This window comes from Monoglobus pectinilyticus, assembly GCF_002874775.1.
In the GTDB taxonomy this organism is placed as follows: Bacteria; Bacillota; Clostridia; order Monoglobales; family Monoglobaceae; genus Monoglobus; species Monoglobus pectinilyticus.
In genome coordinates, this window is record NZ_CP020991.1 from 1644057 (window position 1) to 1657951 (window position 13895).

A 13895-nucleotide genomic window follows, 5' to 3' on the forward strand; every position below is an offset into this window, starting at 1 on the left:
ATTTAACATAAATGTCACAAACTTTAACGTATTAGTATGCAAATTTTGATACTAATACTCTTGAAAAAGATTCACCTTTCAGATATAATGTACTTTAAAAGAATTTGGACGCGGAGTAAATTATTTCTTAAATGTATTATGCCGAAAGGATGAATTTAATGAGAAAACTATTGGCTGTGTGGGCGGCGAAGCTTGCGTCGGTGGCAGGCAGGATTGTTGGCAAAAAATCATCGTCAACGCCGGGTGTGTGCGCTCTTAAAATTTGCCCCAATTTGATAAGTATTTTAGCCAAGAATGTCACAAAAGGCGTGATTGTTACATGCGGCACGAATGGTAAGACTACTACAAATAACTTGCTGAATACTGCTTTGATAAAAAGCGGATATAAAACAGTTTGCAATAACTTAGGCGCTAATATGGTCGGAGGTATAGCGACAACCTTTGCTCAAGCGTGTAATATATTCGGTAATTTTAAAGCTGACTATGCAGTGCTTGAGGTGGATGAAGCTTCTGCAAGGCGAGTGTTTAAACACATCAAACCTGATTATATGCTTATAACAAATCTTTTCCGTGACCAGCTTGACAGGTATGGAGAAATTGATATAACAGTTGATTTGCTTAATGAAGCTATTGATATGGCAGGAGATGTTAAGCTGATATTGAATGGCGACGACCCGCTGACCGCTCAGTTTGGCGAAGGCAGAGACGCTCGTTATTTTGGTATCTCGGAACAGGTGCTTCCACAGACCGACGAAACTAAGGAGGGGCGGTTCTGCGCAAAATGCGGACAGGAACAGGAGTATAATTATTTTCATTACAGCCAGCTGGGCGACTACTATTGTCCTCACTGCGGAAATAAGAGACCTGAGATTAATTATCCGGCAACCAATGTGGACTTGTCGTCGTCTATGAAGTTTTCTGTAGGTAATAATCAAATAGATGTGAATTACCGTGGATTTTATAATATATATAATATTTTGGCAGTATACTCAGCTCTTGATGTTATGGGTGTTAAGACCGAGAATTTTAACAGTATACTTAGTGATTATAAGCCTCAGATAGGACGTATGGAGCTGATAGAACTGGGCGGAAAGCCTTGTATATTAAATTTGGCCAAAAATCCGGCCGGGTTTAACCAAGCTATTCAGACCGTGCTTTTGGATAAGAGAAAAAAGGATGTTATCGTGGCTATAAACGACCTTGCAAATGATGGAAGGGATGTATCATGGCTTTGGGATGTTGACTTTGATAAATTGGGAGAAGCTAATTTATGCAGTCTAATAACTACGGGAATAAGGCTTTACGACATTTCTCTCAGGTTTAAATATGCTGATATAAAGGTTGATATGATTACCTCTGATATGAAATCGGCGCTTAAAAAATGCGTGGACAATCCTGATTCAGAAGTATGTTATGTTCTCGTAAACTATACAGCGTTATATCCTACCCAAAATACAATGTTGGGTCTTAAAAAAGAATTGGGCAGCAGCGAGCTTGTTCCGGTCAGTGCAGGAGGTAGCAGCAATGGGAAATAATTATGAGATAAACATCGTTCATTTGTATCCTGATCTGCTTAATCTCTACGGGGACAGAGGAAATATAGCCTGTATGGAAAAAAGGCTGAAGTGGCGCGGAATTGACGCTAAAGTTCATATGTGTACAAATCAGGACAGCAGCATTGATCTTAAAGCAGCTGATATTATATTTGTAGGCGGCGGTTCAGACCGTGAACAGGAGATAGTTTGCAGCTTGCTTCTCGAAAAAAAGGAAGAATTAAAAGCATATGCGGAAAACGGCGGCGTTTTGGTAGCTGTTTGCGGTGGTTATCAGTTATTGGGCAAATATTATAAAACGGCCAATACTAAAATAGAAGGATTGGGAATTTTGGATATATATACCGATGCGGGAGATACCAGGCTGATTAGTAATGTGGTTTTAGAGTGCGAAAAGTTTGACCAGCCTATAGTAGGGTTTGAAAACCATGCAGGAAGAACATATATTGGTGAAAACCACACTCCGTTGGGGAAGGTTAAATTCGGAAATGGAAATACCGGAGACAGCGGTTATGAGGGCGTAATATATAAAAATGTTATTGCCACTTATCTTCACGGACCTTTGCTTCCTAAAAATCCTCAGCTATGCGATTATATTTTAGAATGTGCATTAAAGCGAAAATATGACGATTTTGATGGACTTAAGCCCCTGGATGACGAACTTGAAAACAAGGCGAATAAATATATAGCCGATAAATATGTGCGTTGATACTGTATAAATTTGTCTTGATAGGCAAAAAATATTTTTAACTAATGGTAATAGAAAATTAATATTCACTTAACATTTATTTGGAATATTTTTGATAAAATAACATGGTTAATATGGAGCAGTGTATAATGTTGGATATTAATACCCGGGAAAAGTGGGTTTGAATGCCTGAGGTCCGGCCTATTACATACAGGGGGAAAACGAATGGATTTTTTTAAAAAGTTGTTTTCCAAAAAAAACAATGACAAAGATAATATAGAACAGGATTTCTTAAATGACGCTTATAACAGTCTTGGAGAAGAGCATCTTAATCCGGAAAGAATTTTAGATGAAAACAGCGTAAGTTATAAGACCGATTCTGAAAATGAGATTGCCGAAGGTGAGCCTGTCGGCACTTTTGGCGTTCATGAAAGAGAGTATGAAAACGATCGCGCAGAAAACGATGAAAACAAATTTTTGAAAGAAGCTTCAGAGCATGAGAATATCGGTTTTGAACAGGATAATTTTGAAAACAGCGGAGATAGATATGACGAAGATAAAAGTTTAGATTTAAAAACGGATTATGAAGATATTGAAGACAGCGGAGAAAATTCAGATTTTGATGAATATATAAACGAAGATGAAGATATAAGCGAAATTGAAGAGTTTGACCCTGAATCGGCATATGATAACCTAGGCGGCGATACCGGGGAAATGGATACTGAAGCTATCAGCGCTGCGGCTGATATGGCACAGAATCTATCTACAGACGAATTGTCTGACAGGAGAGCGGAATACGGACGAGATTTTATACCCTCTGATAATTATATTTCAGAGGAAGCACAGGAAGAAACTTTTTCTGTATCTGACGAAGCCGGGAATAACGGTTCAGATATTAATAGTTTGTCTGATACGAGGGAACTTGAACAAACAATTCCAATAAACAGTGAGATAGATAAAGAAGAGATTTACTCCGCATATGCTCCGAAGAATATGCGTCCTAAGGTAACGCAGACATCGTATTTTGATTTGGATAATTTGGATGATGAACCGGAAGAAAATTTGTCTGATAAAGGTTTTAGAGCTTTCTGCAAGAGACGTAAAAAATGGCTTATAGGCGCCGGTGTAGCTGCGGCTGTAGTTTTAGTTATTGTCGGAACTGTTTTCTTCTTTTGGAATCGTATGGACCCTCTCATGGGATATACTCAAACGTATGTAGCTAAGGGCAACGTTATTAAAACTATGGCGGCAGGAGGAAATGTTGAGCCTAACGCCAGATATGATATAACTTCCTTAGTCAGCGGAACTATCATCGAGACTCCTCTTAACGCAGGGGAGCAGGTTCGTGCCGGTGAACTGGTTTATAAAATAGATGATACAAACGCACAGCTGGCAGTTCAAATGGCTGAAAATGATGTTAAGCGTGCTAAGGTGGACGATTCAGATTCAGGTTCGTCACAGCAGCTTAGAATTTATGCTAACGCGTCAGGAACTATAAGCGATTTGAATATTTCAGCCGGAAGCAGTATAACAGGCGGTAAGATTGCAACTATCACGCAGGCAAACGGAACAGAATTTGCCTTGATACCGAATGTTACAGGAACAGTTCAGTCAGTAAATGTTAGGAACGGTTCAACTGTTGAGTCGGGTCAAGTGGTTGCGACTTTAAAAAGTGACGGCAGCGGCTCTTCAAAAGAGGGGCGTGAGCTGGATATAGCGTCTTGCGAACTTGCTTTAGAGCAGGCAAACAAGGAACTTGAAAAATATAAAATAGCTGCTCCTATCGACGGCACAATATTGGTTAAGAATGCGAAAATAGGAGACAACGTGAACGCTAATCAGACTGATAAGCCGTTAATGGTAATTGCTGATATGAGTAAAATGAAGTTTAATATTGAAGTGGATGAGCTTGAAATCTGGAATATTGAACTTGGTCAAACAGTTGTTATAACAGCGAATGCTTTGCCGGGTCAGACTTTCAGCGGTGAGATTACGAATATTGCCGGCGAAGGTGAGAAAAAGGGCGACGGCGTTACCACTTATGCAGTTGAAATTACAATTTCAGACCCAGGAAAAATCAAGTCCGGTATGAACGTTGACGCCAAAATAATAATTAATTCAGCAATAAATGTTTTGTCTGTTCCTGAACGCACATTATATGAGTCTGACGGAACAAACGCATTGGTTATTACAAACTCTAACAGTGCTGAAGAAGACGCTGTGATGAATCCGGCGGAATATCCGAATATAAATGTTCCTGAAGGATATAAGCTTGTTAAGGTTCAGTATGGCGTGAGCGACGGCACTAATGTTGAGATTATTTCCGGTCTGTCTGTTGGAGATACAGTCCTTTACAAAGCAGAAGACGGTGAAAATGTTAAGCCTGCGGATAGTGTTAATTCAGGTAAAGATTCCGGGAATAAAGAAGCAGAAAATTCATCTAACAATTCAGAAAATTCTTCAAAAACTGATAAATCACAAAGTGGTGACGCAGACTCAATTGATGAAGAGTTTACAACTGAAAGCGATAATGGTGAAAATGTCAAATCAACCGGAAAATTAGCGACCCAGGAAGATCTTACCGATTTAGAGTAAAAGTTTTTAGGGGAAATGCGTAAATGAGCAATAATGAGAAAGAAAAATTAAATGATAAAAAAAGCGGAATATTTAAGAGTGCGTTTAAAAACGCACTCTTTGAAATAAAGCTGAATAAAATCCAGGCGCTTATATCGGCGGCAGGCTTTCTTATTGCGGCCGCTTCTATGATAGCTGTTATAATAGCGACGCATTCTATGATAATTTCCGAAGGATATAGGACTAATCCTTTAGGAGCTAATACTATTACTCTTACAGTAAATGAAGAAAAATCTAAAGTAAAAATAGACGGCTTAAGAAGCTCTATTTTGGAATATGATGATTTTATAGACGTTGTGCCAACTGAGACGGTTTCTAATATTGAAATGTTTGGTAACTTGAGTACAAGTTCATATTATAATGTGCTTGCAACAGACTATTCGTTTTTTAATCATTCGGCTTTGACTATTGATAAAGGCCGTTTTTTCTCGACAGCAGATGTAACGGCAAGAACTCATGTTGCAGTTATCGGCAGTGATATTGCTAAAAGTTTGTATGGTGATTCCGACCCTATAGGACAGGACTTAAAAATAAATAATCAGATTTTTAGCGTTGTGGGTATATTCGACAGCGAAAGCAAATCGTCGCTGAATGAAACCGTAATTATACCATACAAAAGCGCCAGGCTTATTTTAAATTCAACTGACGTTGGAACCTATACTTTTGTGTGTAAGGATGGGTTTGAATCAGATAGGGCGGTTAATCAAGCGGAAAGCTATATGGGTAAGGTTTTCTCGGATAATTCTAAATACTCGATAAAATCAAATTATAACAGCGGTATGGTTAGCGTAATTCGGCTTATTGTTCTTATAGTTTTTCTTATTATACTAATTATAAGCTGCTTCAGTTTGGCCATGTTTGCCGCTTATCCTTCAAGAACCATAAAAACTGATTTAGATCAAACAAACAAAAAGAATGGTTCAGCATATGTTTTTCTTAAATTAGAGTATATTTGTCTTTTGATTTCTATTGCAGGAACATTAGTTGGTTTGGCGGCAGGAATCGGAGCCGGCTGCCTATATTGTCTCTTAACCGGTAATCCTCTGTATTTTAACGGCGGACTTTTATTTATGACTGTTTTTTTGTTCTTGCTCTCTTTAGTATTTGGTCTTTTGTCAGGTTTGGTTCCGGGGATATTAGCGTCCAGAAAGTTTAAACGCGGCAAAATAAAATAATATTTATAATATTACTTTAATATAACTATTAATAGTTATATTAAAATTTGTTTTTACATAATTATAAGTAAATTTTATAACACTTTATTATCGTAAATTAATTTATCTTAGTAATTAAATTTAATTTGTTATATTTTGTTAGTATTCTATATTTTTAGTAAATTAATGAGGCAAATTATTGTGTAAATATATTTGCTTTTTTTTGTAAGCTGTGTTATTATGTTATTTATATAATTGGAATAATCTGGAAATGAAGGTGTTGTTAGGTGATAGAATTATGACTGACACAGCCAGAAAACTAGAATACGATAACATATCAGGTCAGCAGAATGAAGTGAAAAAGAAACTTAATATTATTAAAAAAATTCCCAAAATTGAGCTAGTGTGGCGCGTAGTATGGTGCGTTGTTTTTATGGTCATATTTAGTTTTTTTGCTTTTGGCTTAATTCGATTAATATTTGGGGACTCGGCGCATGGATTAGAGTGGATTGTTGCAGTTGAGACAGCTGTGATTGTATTTTCCGTCTGTCTTTTTAGCTTTGCAATACGGATTTTTAAAGAATTAAAAAATGTTGTCGATGAGGATACGGAAATCATGACAAATGTTGTCGGGGGAACTATGGTAACATACTTCGACGATAGTTTTACAATAATAAATGCTACTCCTGTCTTTTACAGCATACTGGGTTATGAAAAAAATGATATAAAAAGAAAATATCGATGTGAATTTTTTCGTCTGCTGGTGGGAGACGACTCTAGGCGGGAGTTTGGAAGACAAAAGCGCATGCTTCGCGAAACGGGTTTTTCAGAGGCTCAGTATAAAATTCTCAGAGGTGATGGAAGCCGTATTTGGGTTTCCAGCAGAAGTCATTTAAAGAAAAATGATAAGCTGGAAACTGTTGTATATACTGTTTTATTCGATATAAGCCGTGAAAAAAATATGCAGGAGAAACTGCAGCTGGCAGAGGCAAGAAACAAAATCGTATTGGAGAATATCAACAGCGGTATTTTTGAATGGGATATGATAAAAAATACGTTTGAGGCTTCCGACCAGTTTTCACGCAGATTTATGGTTGATGAAAATTTTAAAATTGAAAAAACTATTTTGAAAAAGTTTGTGCATCCTGATGATATATCCGTGCTTTATGATAATTTAAAACTCCTAAGAGAGGGAATAGAAGATAACCTTGAAATATTGCTGAAATTAAAGGATTTTCAGGGGATTTACAGTCATAACAGGTTAGTTTTAAGTTCGGTGCGTGATAATAATAATGTCCCTGTAAAAGCGGTAGGAATAGTTATTGATGTGGAAGAACAGTTTCAGAAAGAAATGGAGCTTAAAAATAAAGCTTCCAGAGATTCGCTCACAGGGCTTTATAACAAAGGGATTACTCAGCAGCTTATAGAAAACACTATACTAGACCGCGGAACACAAAATCATGCTCTGATTTTATTTGATATCGATGATTTTAAATCAGTAAACGATACGTTCGGTCATGGTATCGGAGACGAAGCTATCAGAATAGTTGCTGGTTTGTTTAAAGACATTTTTTATGATGATTGTATTGTCGGTAGGATAGGCGGAGACGAGTTCATGGTATTTTGCAGAAATATTGATGAGCGCGGCGTCAAGGTGGAACAGCTTCTTAATAAAATCATGGAGCGGGATACATTTGTAAAGTCCGGCGATAAATTAAGAAATTTAACTTTAAGTGTTGGTATTGCCCTTTATGTCAGTGACGCGAGAACTTATACTGAATTATATAAAAAAGCCGATATTGCACTCTATAAGGCAAAACAAAATGGTAAGAACAGATACATATTCTTTAAAGATATAGATGAAGATTAATAAAAATGGGGCTGAAAGATGATGTGCTCACCAAAGTCAGACTAAAAATCTAACGATGGGAGGGCGCGTCAATACTCAGCCCTTTTGTTTTCAAATAAAAAAGACACCGCAATCAGCAGTGTCTAATTTTTTACTTTTCAAGACCATAACGTTTTCTGAACTTATCAACTCTGCCGCCTGTATCAACAAGCTTTTGCTTTCCTGTGTAGAAAGGATGACAAGCAGAACAAATTTCTATACGGATGTCCTCTTTTGTGGAACCGGTTTCAATAACGTTACCGCAAGCACATTTGATCTGTGTTTGCTTGTAATCAGGATGAATTCCTTCCTTCATCGTGTTTCACCTCTTTCAATATATAACTCAATTATTTATCCATTTAATTAGCAACGTCGTCTATTATAGCACAACGGAAATCAAAATGCAACACTTTTTTCAAAAAATGTAAATATATTTTTTGTTAGTCTCCAAGACACATATCAATAGCTCTTGCAGTTTTTATCCAGTAACCGCTCTCTTCTACAGCTTTGTTTTTTCCGATTACGTTTTCAAGAGAGTCATAACCAAGCTTAGTTCCGTCTAAAACTACCATATTGCCGAATTTGCCTTCCATCAACAGCTTAACCGCGTATGAACCGTAACGGGTTGACAAGATTCTGTCGTTAGATGTTGGTGAACCTCCGCGCTGAGTATGTCCAAGAATAGTAGCGCGGCACTCGAGACCGGCTAAATGTTCAAGCTGCCCGGCGATTACTTCTCCAACCCCGCCGAGACGTATTGGGTCTGGACTGTTATCAATAACTTTGGATATAACTACGTCTCCTCCAATAGGCTTAGCTCCTTCTGCAACAACAACAATAGCAAAATTCTTGCCTCTGGCTCTGTTTTCTTTAATAGCGTCTGCAACTTTATTAATATCGTATGGTATTTCTGGTATCAAAGCCGCGTCAGCTCCTCCGGCTATAGCTGATGCTATAGCAATAAACCCGGCATATCTGCCCATTACTTCCACAACGATGGTTCTGCTGTGTGATTCGGCGGTTGTTCTTAATTTATCAATAGATTCAGTTGCGGTTGCAACGGCGGTATCAAAACCAAAAGTGGTATCTGTCGAAGCTAGGTCGTTGTCTATTGTTTTTGGAACGCCTATAACTTTAACTCCTTTGCGCGCAAAATCACGGCCGGACGTAAGAGTTCCGTCTCCGCCGATAACAATAAGAGCGTCAATACCGGCTTTCTTTAGGTTGTTGACTCCAACATCCGAAACATCGCCGCGCTGTTCTTGTCCGTGTTCGTCAATATATGAATAGTCAAACAGATTATCTTTGTTTGAGCTGTAAAGCATTGTGCCACCTTTAGAGATAATTCCTGAAACATCATGAAGAGTAAGGGGAACAAACTCGTCTTCACCGAGATAAAGCCCGCGGTAACCATGTTTTATTCCAACAACTTCAAGACCGTATTTGAGGATAGCCGTCTTAACAACTGCTCTGATTACAGCATTAAGCCCAGGACAGTCGCCTCCGCCGGTCATAACACCGATTCTTTTGATTTCGCTCATAATTAGCCCTCCTGTATTTATGTATTAAGGCAAAATTCCGTATAGATATTATTTCCTATCTTATATTCTATTATGTTTAAGTAAATATGTGCAAAAATTAATTTCAGAGTTCTTATGCTTTTAAAATAAAGCCGAAAAAACACTATAATTCTGCCTGGTGCTAAATTGCACCACGTAATCTATTTTAACTTATATAAAAGCAAAAAGCAAGGAGAAAAACCGAGTGGTGTCTAATTTTGTATACTGTAACAAAAACATATTTAAACTGCGGTGACTTTTTCATAAAATCACATACTGAAATATGGAATAAATTTTTATTTTAACTGTTTATTTACATTGTGTGGCGTTTTTATTACTTTTTTTGGAAAATAAATAAAAAAACTGTAAAAAAGATTTAATTTAATGTTGCGTATTTTGAAATGTTGAGTTATAATACAAAGTGCGGGAAGAGGGACCCGTGAACCCGAATGTTTCGGTATTTGGGGCTTGTTCGAAAAAGAATTATTTTATATATAGGAGGATTAATTATGGATAAACAACAAGTTTTAACAAAAATGACAGATGCTGGTCTTGTAGCGGTTGTTCGTGCATCTAATGCTGAAGACGCTATAAGAATCACAGACGCATGCCTGGAGGGCGGCTGCCCTTCAATAGAATTAACATTTACTGTTCCGGGTGCCGCTAAGGTTATTGAGGCTCTTGCTTCAAAATACACAAACGGCGAGATGCTTTTGGGCGCAGGAACCGTTTTGGATTCAGAGACAGCAAGACAGGCTATTCTTTCAGGAGCTAATTTCATAGTAAGCCCCGGTTTCAACAAGGGCGCTGCAGAGTTATGCGGACGTTATCAGATTCCTTACATGCCTGGATGTATGACAATCACAGAAATCTTGACGGCTATGGAAGCTGGATGTGATATTTGTAAAGTATTCCCCGGAGACATTGTTGGAGCTAACTTTATTAAGGATGTTAAGGGTCCTTTGCCGCACGCTAAACTTATGCCTACAGGCGGAGTGGACGTATCAAACGTTGATAAGTGGATAAAGGCCGGCGCAGTTGCAGTTGGAGCAGGTTCATCTCTTACAAAGGGAGCTAAGACAGGCGACTATGCTGATATTACTGCTACAGCTAAAGAGTTTATAGCAAAGATTAAAGAAGCGCGCGCTGCACTTTAAGTTTTTGAAGAGATAATTTGAAAAGATAATTAGTACATATTTGAAATTAAATTATACAAATAAAGGAGAAAATTATAATGGCTAAAGTTGTTACAATGGGCGAGATTATGCTCAGATTATCTACACCTGGTAATGAGAAGTTTATTCAGGCTGATGAGTTTGACGTATGTTATGGAGGCGGCGAGGCAAACGTTGCAGTTTCACTTGCTAATTACGGACATGACGCTGAGTTTGTTACTAAGGTTCCTGATAACCCAATCGGAGAATGTGCGGTTGCTGCACTTCGCAAGATGAATGTTAAAACAGATAACATTGCAAAAGGCGGAGAGAGACTGGGTATTTATTTCTTAGAGTCAGGCGCTTCTATGAGAGCGTCAAATGTAGTATATGACCGTGCTCATTCTTCAATTTCTACAGCTGAAGCTGCTGATTTTGATTTTGACAAGATTTTTGACGGCGCTGATTGGTTCCACTTTACAGGAATCACTCCTGCTGTTTCAGACGCTGCTGCAGAACTGACTGAGGAAGCTTTGAAAGCTGCAAAGGCAAAGGGCGTTAAGGTTTCTGTTGACCTGAACTTCCGTAAAAAGCTTTGGTCAAGTGAGAAGGCTCAGAAAGTTATGTCAAATCTCATGCAGTATGTTGACGTTTGTATCGGAAACGAAGAAGACGCTGAAAAGGTTCTCGGATTTAAGCCGGGCGCTACTGACGTTACATCAGGAGACCTTGAACTTGCCGGTTATGAGGACATATTTAAGCAGATGGTTGAGAAGTTCAACTTTGAGTACGTTATCAGCTCATTGCGCGTAAGTCATTCAGCATCAGACAACGGCTGGTCAGCTTGTATCTATTCAAGAGATACGAAAGAGTTCTATCATTCAAAAGAGTACAGAGTACATCCTATTGTTGACCGTGTGGGCGGCGGAGATTCATTTGCCGGCGGTACAATCTGCGGATTTGTTGACGGTAAGAACTTTAAAGACGCACTTGAATTTGGTGTTGCTGCATCAGCGCTTAAGCACACAATTCCCGGAGACTTCAACTTGGTTTCACGTGCTGACGTTGAAAATCTTGTTGGCGGCGACGGAAGCGGCCGTGTTCAGAGATAATTAATAATTATAAAAATTGCCTGCACCGTTTGGTGCAGGCTTTTTTGTTAATTAAATATAAATGGCAAATTTGTATTGCCCAATAAATATAAGACTGTTGAATTTTTGGAATTATATTAACATACTATAGGACAGTCCTCAATATTATTGATTAATTCAGAAGTTATGCTGTTTATTACATCGAAATTCATAGCGTTAATATATATTGATTCAAGTTCATCGTGCAGAGTATGTATGTTGCTTAGGAAACAGCGTGCCTGGCTGTTTAATTTATCATACCTGTTTTGGATGGCGGACAGCCTTGCCGAGTTTTCTTCATCCGTTCCGGGCTTAACTGCAGTCTGATACAGGTCAACTATTTCGTCGCTTGTGCGTGACGGGAACAGTTCGTGCGGTGAAGTCGAATCAAAGATACACACGTCCAAATCACGTATTATTACCATATCCAAACTATCGGGGTCAAAGCTGCAGTGATATACTTCTGTTTTATAGCCGTTATTTTTGGCAAGGTTAGCAATTTTTTTCATTATTGTGGATTTTCCTGTTCCGGGACGTCCTTTAATAAAATACCGTTTTGAGAGGTCAGAGGTCAAATTCTCGATATAATTTACTGACCCGTTTGGGGTTAAGGCGCCGAAGAAACGGTCTATTATTTTGCCGTTGTCATTTGATTTTTCGCTGTCAACTATTTTATTGCATAACTCAATTGCAGCACTGTCTAAACTGTTATAATCTATATTGTCAAGATATATTTTCTCCCAATCGTCGTGGACTGTTTTGGCTTTTGAAAGATTTGAATATATTCCATTATATAATTTTGAAATTTGCTGTTTTATATCCAGTATTTCGGACTTATGCTGTTTAAGTTTGTTTCTGTCCCATGCTTTTCCGAGATTTATGTATTCTTCAACTGCTCCCGGAGCTTTGGGTTCAATAACGTGAGGTGAGGTTCCGTCAACCACAGCTGTTTTCCGGTTGTTGATAATGATACCGTCCAGAGAATTTGAATCAGAACTGCAATATATATGGTCGATATTTTCTCCCTGGCTCAGAAAATAGTCTCCGATTTTTTTCATCATTGTGGATTTTCCTGTTCCGGGCCCTCCTTTTAAAATATAAATGTTTTCAAGTCCGTCAAGGTTTTGTTCAAAGAAACTTACAAAACCTACTGATGAGTTAGCGCATGTAAAGTATTTATAAATTCTTTTGGTCATATTATCACTCTCCATTATTAATTTACTATATTAACAACTATACATTATATGTCAAGAATAATTGTTTGATGTTATAAACTAACTATATTCTACAAAATTTATTAAAATGAGATTTATTTAGGTATTTATTTATGCAGGATTATCTTTACAATTAGAGACGTGCCTGGGCTTTCAATGATGTAAATATTATATAAAAAATGCGGTTTTGCAAGCATCGGAGGGCAGATGAAATCTGCCGCGTAAGGCGCGCAGCCGCGGAAAAATTTATTAGTAAAAAGGATAATGACAAACTTTTTTAAGTATGTTCACGCTCCGCGTGATATGGCAGCTCACCTAACGAGGCGTGTTAAACACGCCCTTCCGATGTTCACTAAAAAACATGATTTTTTGGAAAATTGATTCTAAAAACTTTTTATAGATAAAGCAGTTTTGCAAGCATCGGAGGGCAGATGAAATCTGCCGCGTAAGGCGCGCAGCCACGACTAAGTTTATTGGTAAAAAGGATTATGACAAACTTTTTTAAGTATGTTCACGCTCTGCGTGATATGGCGGCTCACCTAACGAGGCGTGTTAAACACGCCCTCCCGATGTTCACTAAAAAACACTGTATTTGAAATAATAATTTAAAAATATATTAATGCAGTTTAGCAAGCATTGGAGATACACACCCACTTTCAGTGGGGGCACAGTCATACTTTCAGATGTTCGCTATATGTGATTTTAATATTTATGTTCAGTTTTTTCAACCTATCAAATTTTTATTCACTGCATAGAAGATATACATATAAAAATTTCATTTATAAAATTAAGTGCTATGTTTAAGATAGCGGATTGTTAATATATTTGTTATAAAGCTAATGTATATTTATTGCAAAAGTCAATGGTTTTTCACCTTAAAGAGTAAATTTAAATTTACTCTTGAAAAATATGTATGTTTAT

At 37.7% G+C, this 13895-nt stretch carries 10 protein-coding genes; 7 read left to right on the forward strand and 3 right to left on the reverse strand.

Annotated elements, in window-relative coordinates; all coding sequences use genetic code 11:
- Positions 1-158 precede the first annotated feature (158 nt).
- The 5 genes from B9O19_RS07160 to B9O19_RS07180 all read left to right on the forward strand — a co-directional run bounded on the left by B9O19_RS07160 (position 159) and on the right by B9O19_RS07180 (position 7899).
- A complete protein-coding gene (locus B9O19_RS07160; RefSeq protein WP_245862899.1) occupies positions 159-1535 on the forward strand; it encodes a Mur ligase family protein in 1377 nt (458 codons plus the stop codon).
- Positions 1525-2262, forward strand: a complete 738-nt coding sequence (locus tag B9O19_RS07165) for a type 1 glutamine amidotransferase (RefSeq protein ID WP_102365777.1) — start codon at positions 1525-1527, stop codon at positions 2260-2262. Before B9O19_RS07160 ends, B9O19_RS07165 begins: the two co-directional genes overlap by 11 nt.
- 204 nt (positions 2263-2466) lie before the next feature.
- A complete protein-coding gene (locus B9O19_RS07170; RefSeq protein WP_102365778.1) occupies positions 2467-4836 on the forward strand; it encodes an efflux RND transporter periplasmic adaptor subunit in 2370 nt (789 codons plus the stop codon).
- Between the two features lie 23 nt (positions 4837-4859).
- The gene (locus tag B9O19_RS07175; protein WP_102365779.1) at positions 4860-6050 is read left to right on the forward strand and encodes an ABC transporter permease; all 1191 of its coding nucleotides are present in this window, start codon (positions 4860-4862) and stop codon (positions 6048-6050) included.
- Positions 6051-6327: 277 nt separating this feature from the next.
- On the forward strand, positions 6328-7899 hold the full coding sequence (locus B9O19_RS07180) for a sensor domain-containing diguanylate cyclase (RefSeq protein WP_158648937.1): 1572 nt from the start codon (positions 6328-6330) through the stop codon (positions 7897-7899).
- A gap of 130 nt (positions 7900-8029) precedes the next feature.
- Here B9O19_RS07180 and rpmE read toward each other — a convergent pair whose 3' ends face one another.
- On the reverse strand, positions 8030-8233 hold the full coding sequence (gene rpmE, locus B9O19_RS07185; protein WP_102365781.1) for a 50S ribosomal protein L31: 204 nt from the start codon (positions 8231-8233) through the stop codon (positions 8030-8032).
- Between the two features lie 124 nt (positions 8234-8357).
- Positions 8358-9461, reverse strand: coding sequence for a 6-phosphofructokinase (locus tag B9O19_RS07190; protein WP_102365782.1), 1104 nt, complete (start codon positions 9459-9461; stop codon positions 8358-8360).
- 524 nt (positions 9462-9985) lie between these two features.
- Here B9O19_RS07190 and B9O19_RS07195 point away from each other — a divergent pair.
- Positions 9986-10633 (forward strand): bifunctional 2-keto-4-hydroxyglutarate aldolase/2-keto-3-deoxy-6-phosphogluconate aldolase, encoded by a 648-nt coding sequence (locus B9O19_RS07195; protein ID WP_102365783.1) that lies wholly within the window; start codon positions 9986-9988, stop codon positions 10631-10633.
- Between the two features lie 77 nt (positions 10634-10710).
- Positions 10711-11742, forward strand: coding sequence for a sugar kinase (locus B9O19_RS07200; RefSeq protein WP_102365784.1), 1032 nt, complete (start codon positions 10711-10713; stop codon positions 11740-11742).
- Between the two features lie 116 nt (positions 11743-11858).
- Here B9O19_RS07200 and B9O19_RS07205 read toward each other — a convergent pair whose 3' ends face one another.
- Positions 11859-12956 (reverse strand): PRK06851 family protein, encoded by a 1098-nt coding sequence (locus B9O19_RS07205; protein ID WP_102365785.1) that lies wholly within the window; start codon positions 12954-12956, stop codon positions 11859-11861.
- Positions 12957-13895: the final 939 nt, after the last annotated feature.

Bases quoted from the DNA above. Each gene is read 5' to 3' on its own strand.
- B9O19_RS07200 (WP_102365784.1), top strand. From the start codon at position 10,711: ATGGCTAAAGTTGTTACAATGGGCGAGATTATGCTCAGATTATCTACA.
- B9O19_RS07175 (WP_102365779.1), top strand. From the start codon at position 4,860: ATGAGCAATAATGAGAAAGAAAAATTAAATGATAAAAAAAGCGGAATA.
- B9O19_RS07165 (WP_102365777.1), top strand. From the start codon at position 1,525: ATGGGAAATAATTATGAGATAAACATCGTTCATTTGTATCCTGATCTG.
- B9O19_RS07205 (WP_102365785.1), bottom strand. From the start codon at position 12,956: ATGACCAAAAGAATTTATAAATACTTTACATGCGCTAACTCATCAGTA.
- B9O19_RS07170 (WP_102365778.1), top strand. From the start codon at position 2,467: ATGGATTTTTTTAAAAAGTTGTTTTCCAAAAAAAACAATGACAAAGAT.
- rpmE (WP_102365781.1), bottom strand. From the start codon at position 8,233: ATGAAGGAAGGAATTCATCCTGATTACAAGCAAACACAGATCAAATGT.
- B9O19_RS07160 (WP_245862899.1), top strand. From the start codon at position 159: ATGAGAAAACTATTGGCTGTGTGGGCGGCGAAGCTTGCGTCGGTGGCA.
- B9O19_RS07195 (WP_102365783.1), top strand. From the start codon at position 9,986: ATGGATAAACAACAAGTTTTAACAAAAATGACAGATGCTGGTCTTGTA.
- B9O19_RS07180 (WP_158648937.1), top strand. From the start codon at position 6,328: ATGACTGACACAGCCAGAAAACTAGAATACGATAACATATCAGGTCAG.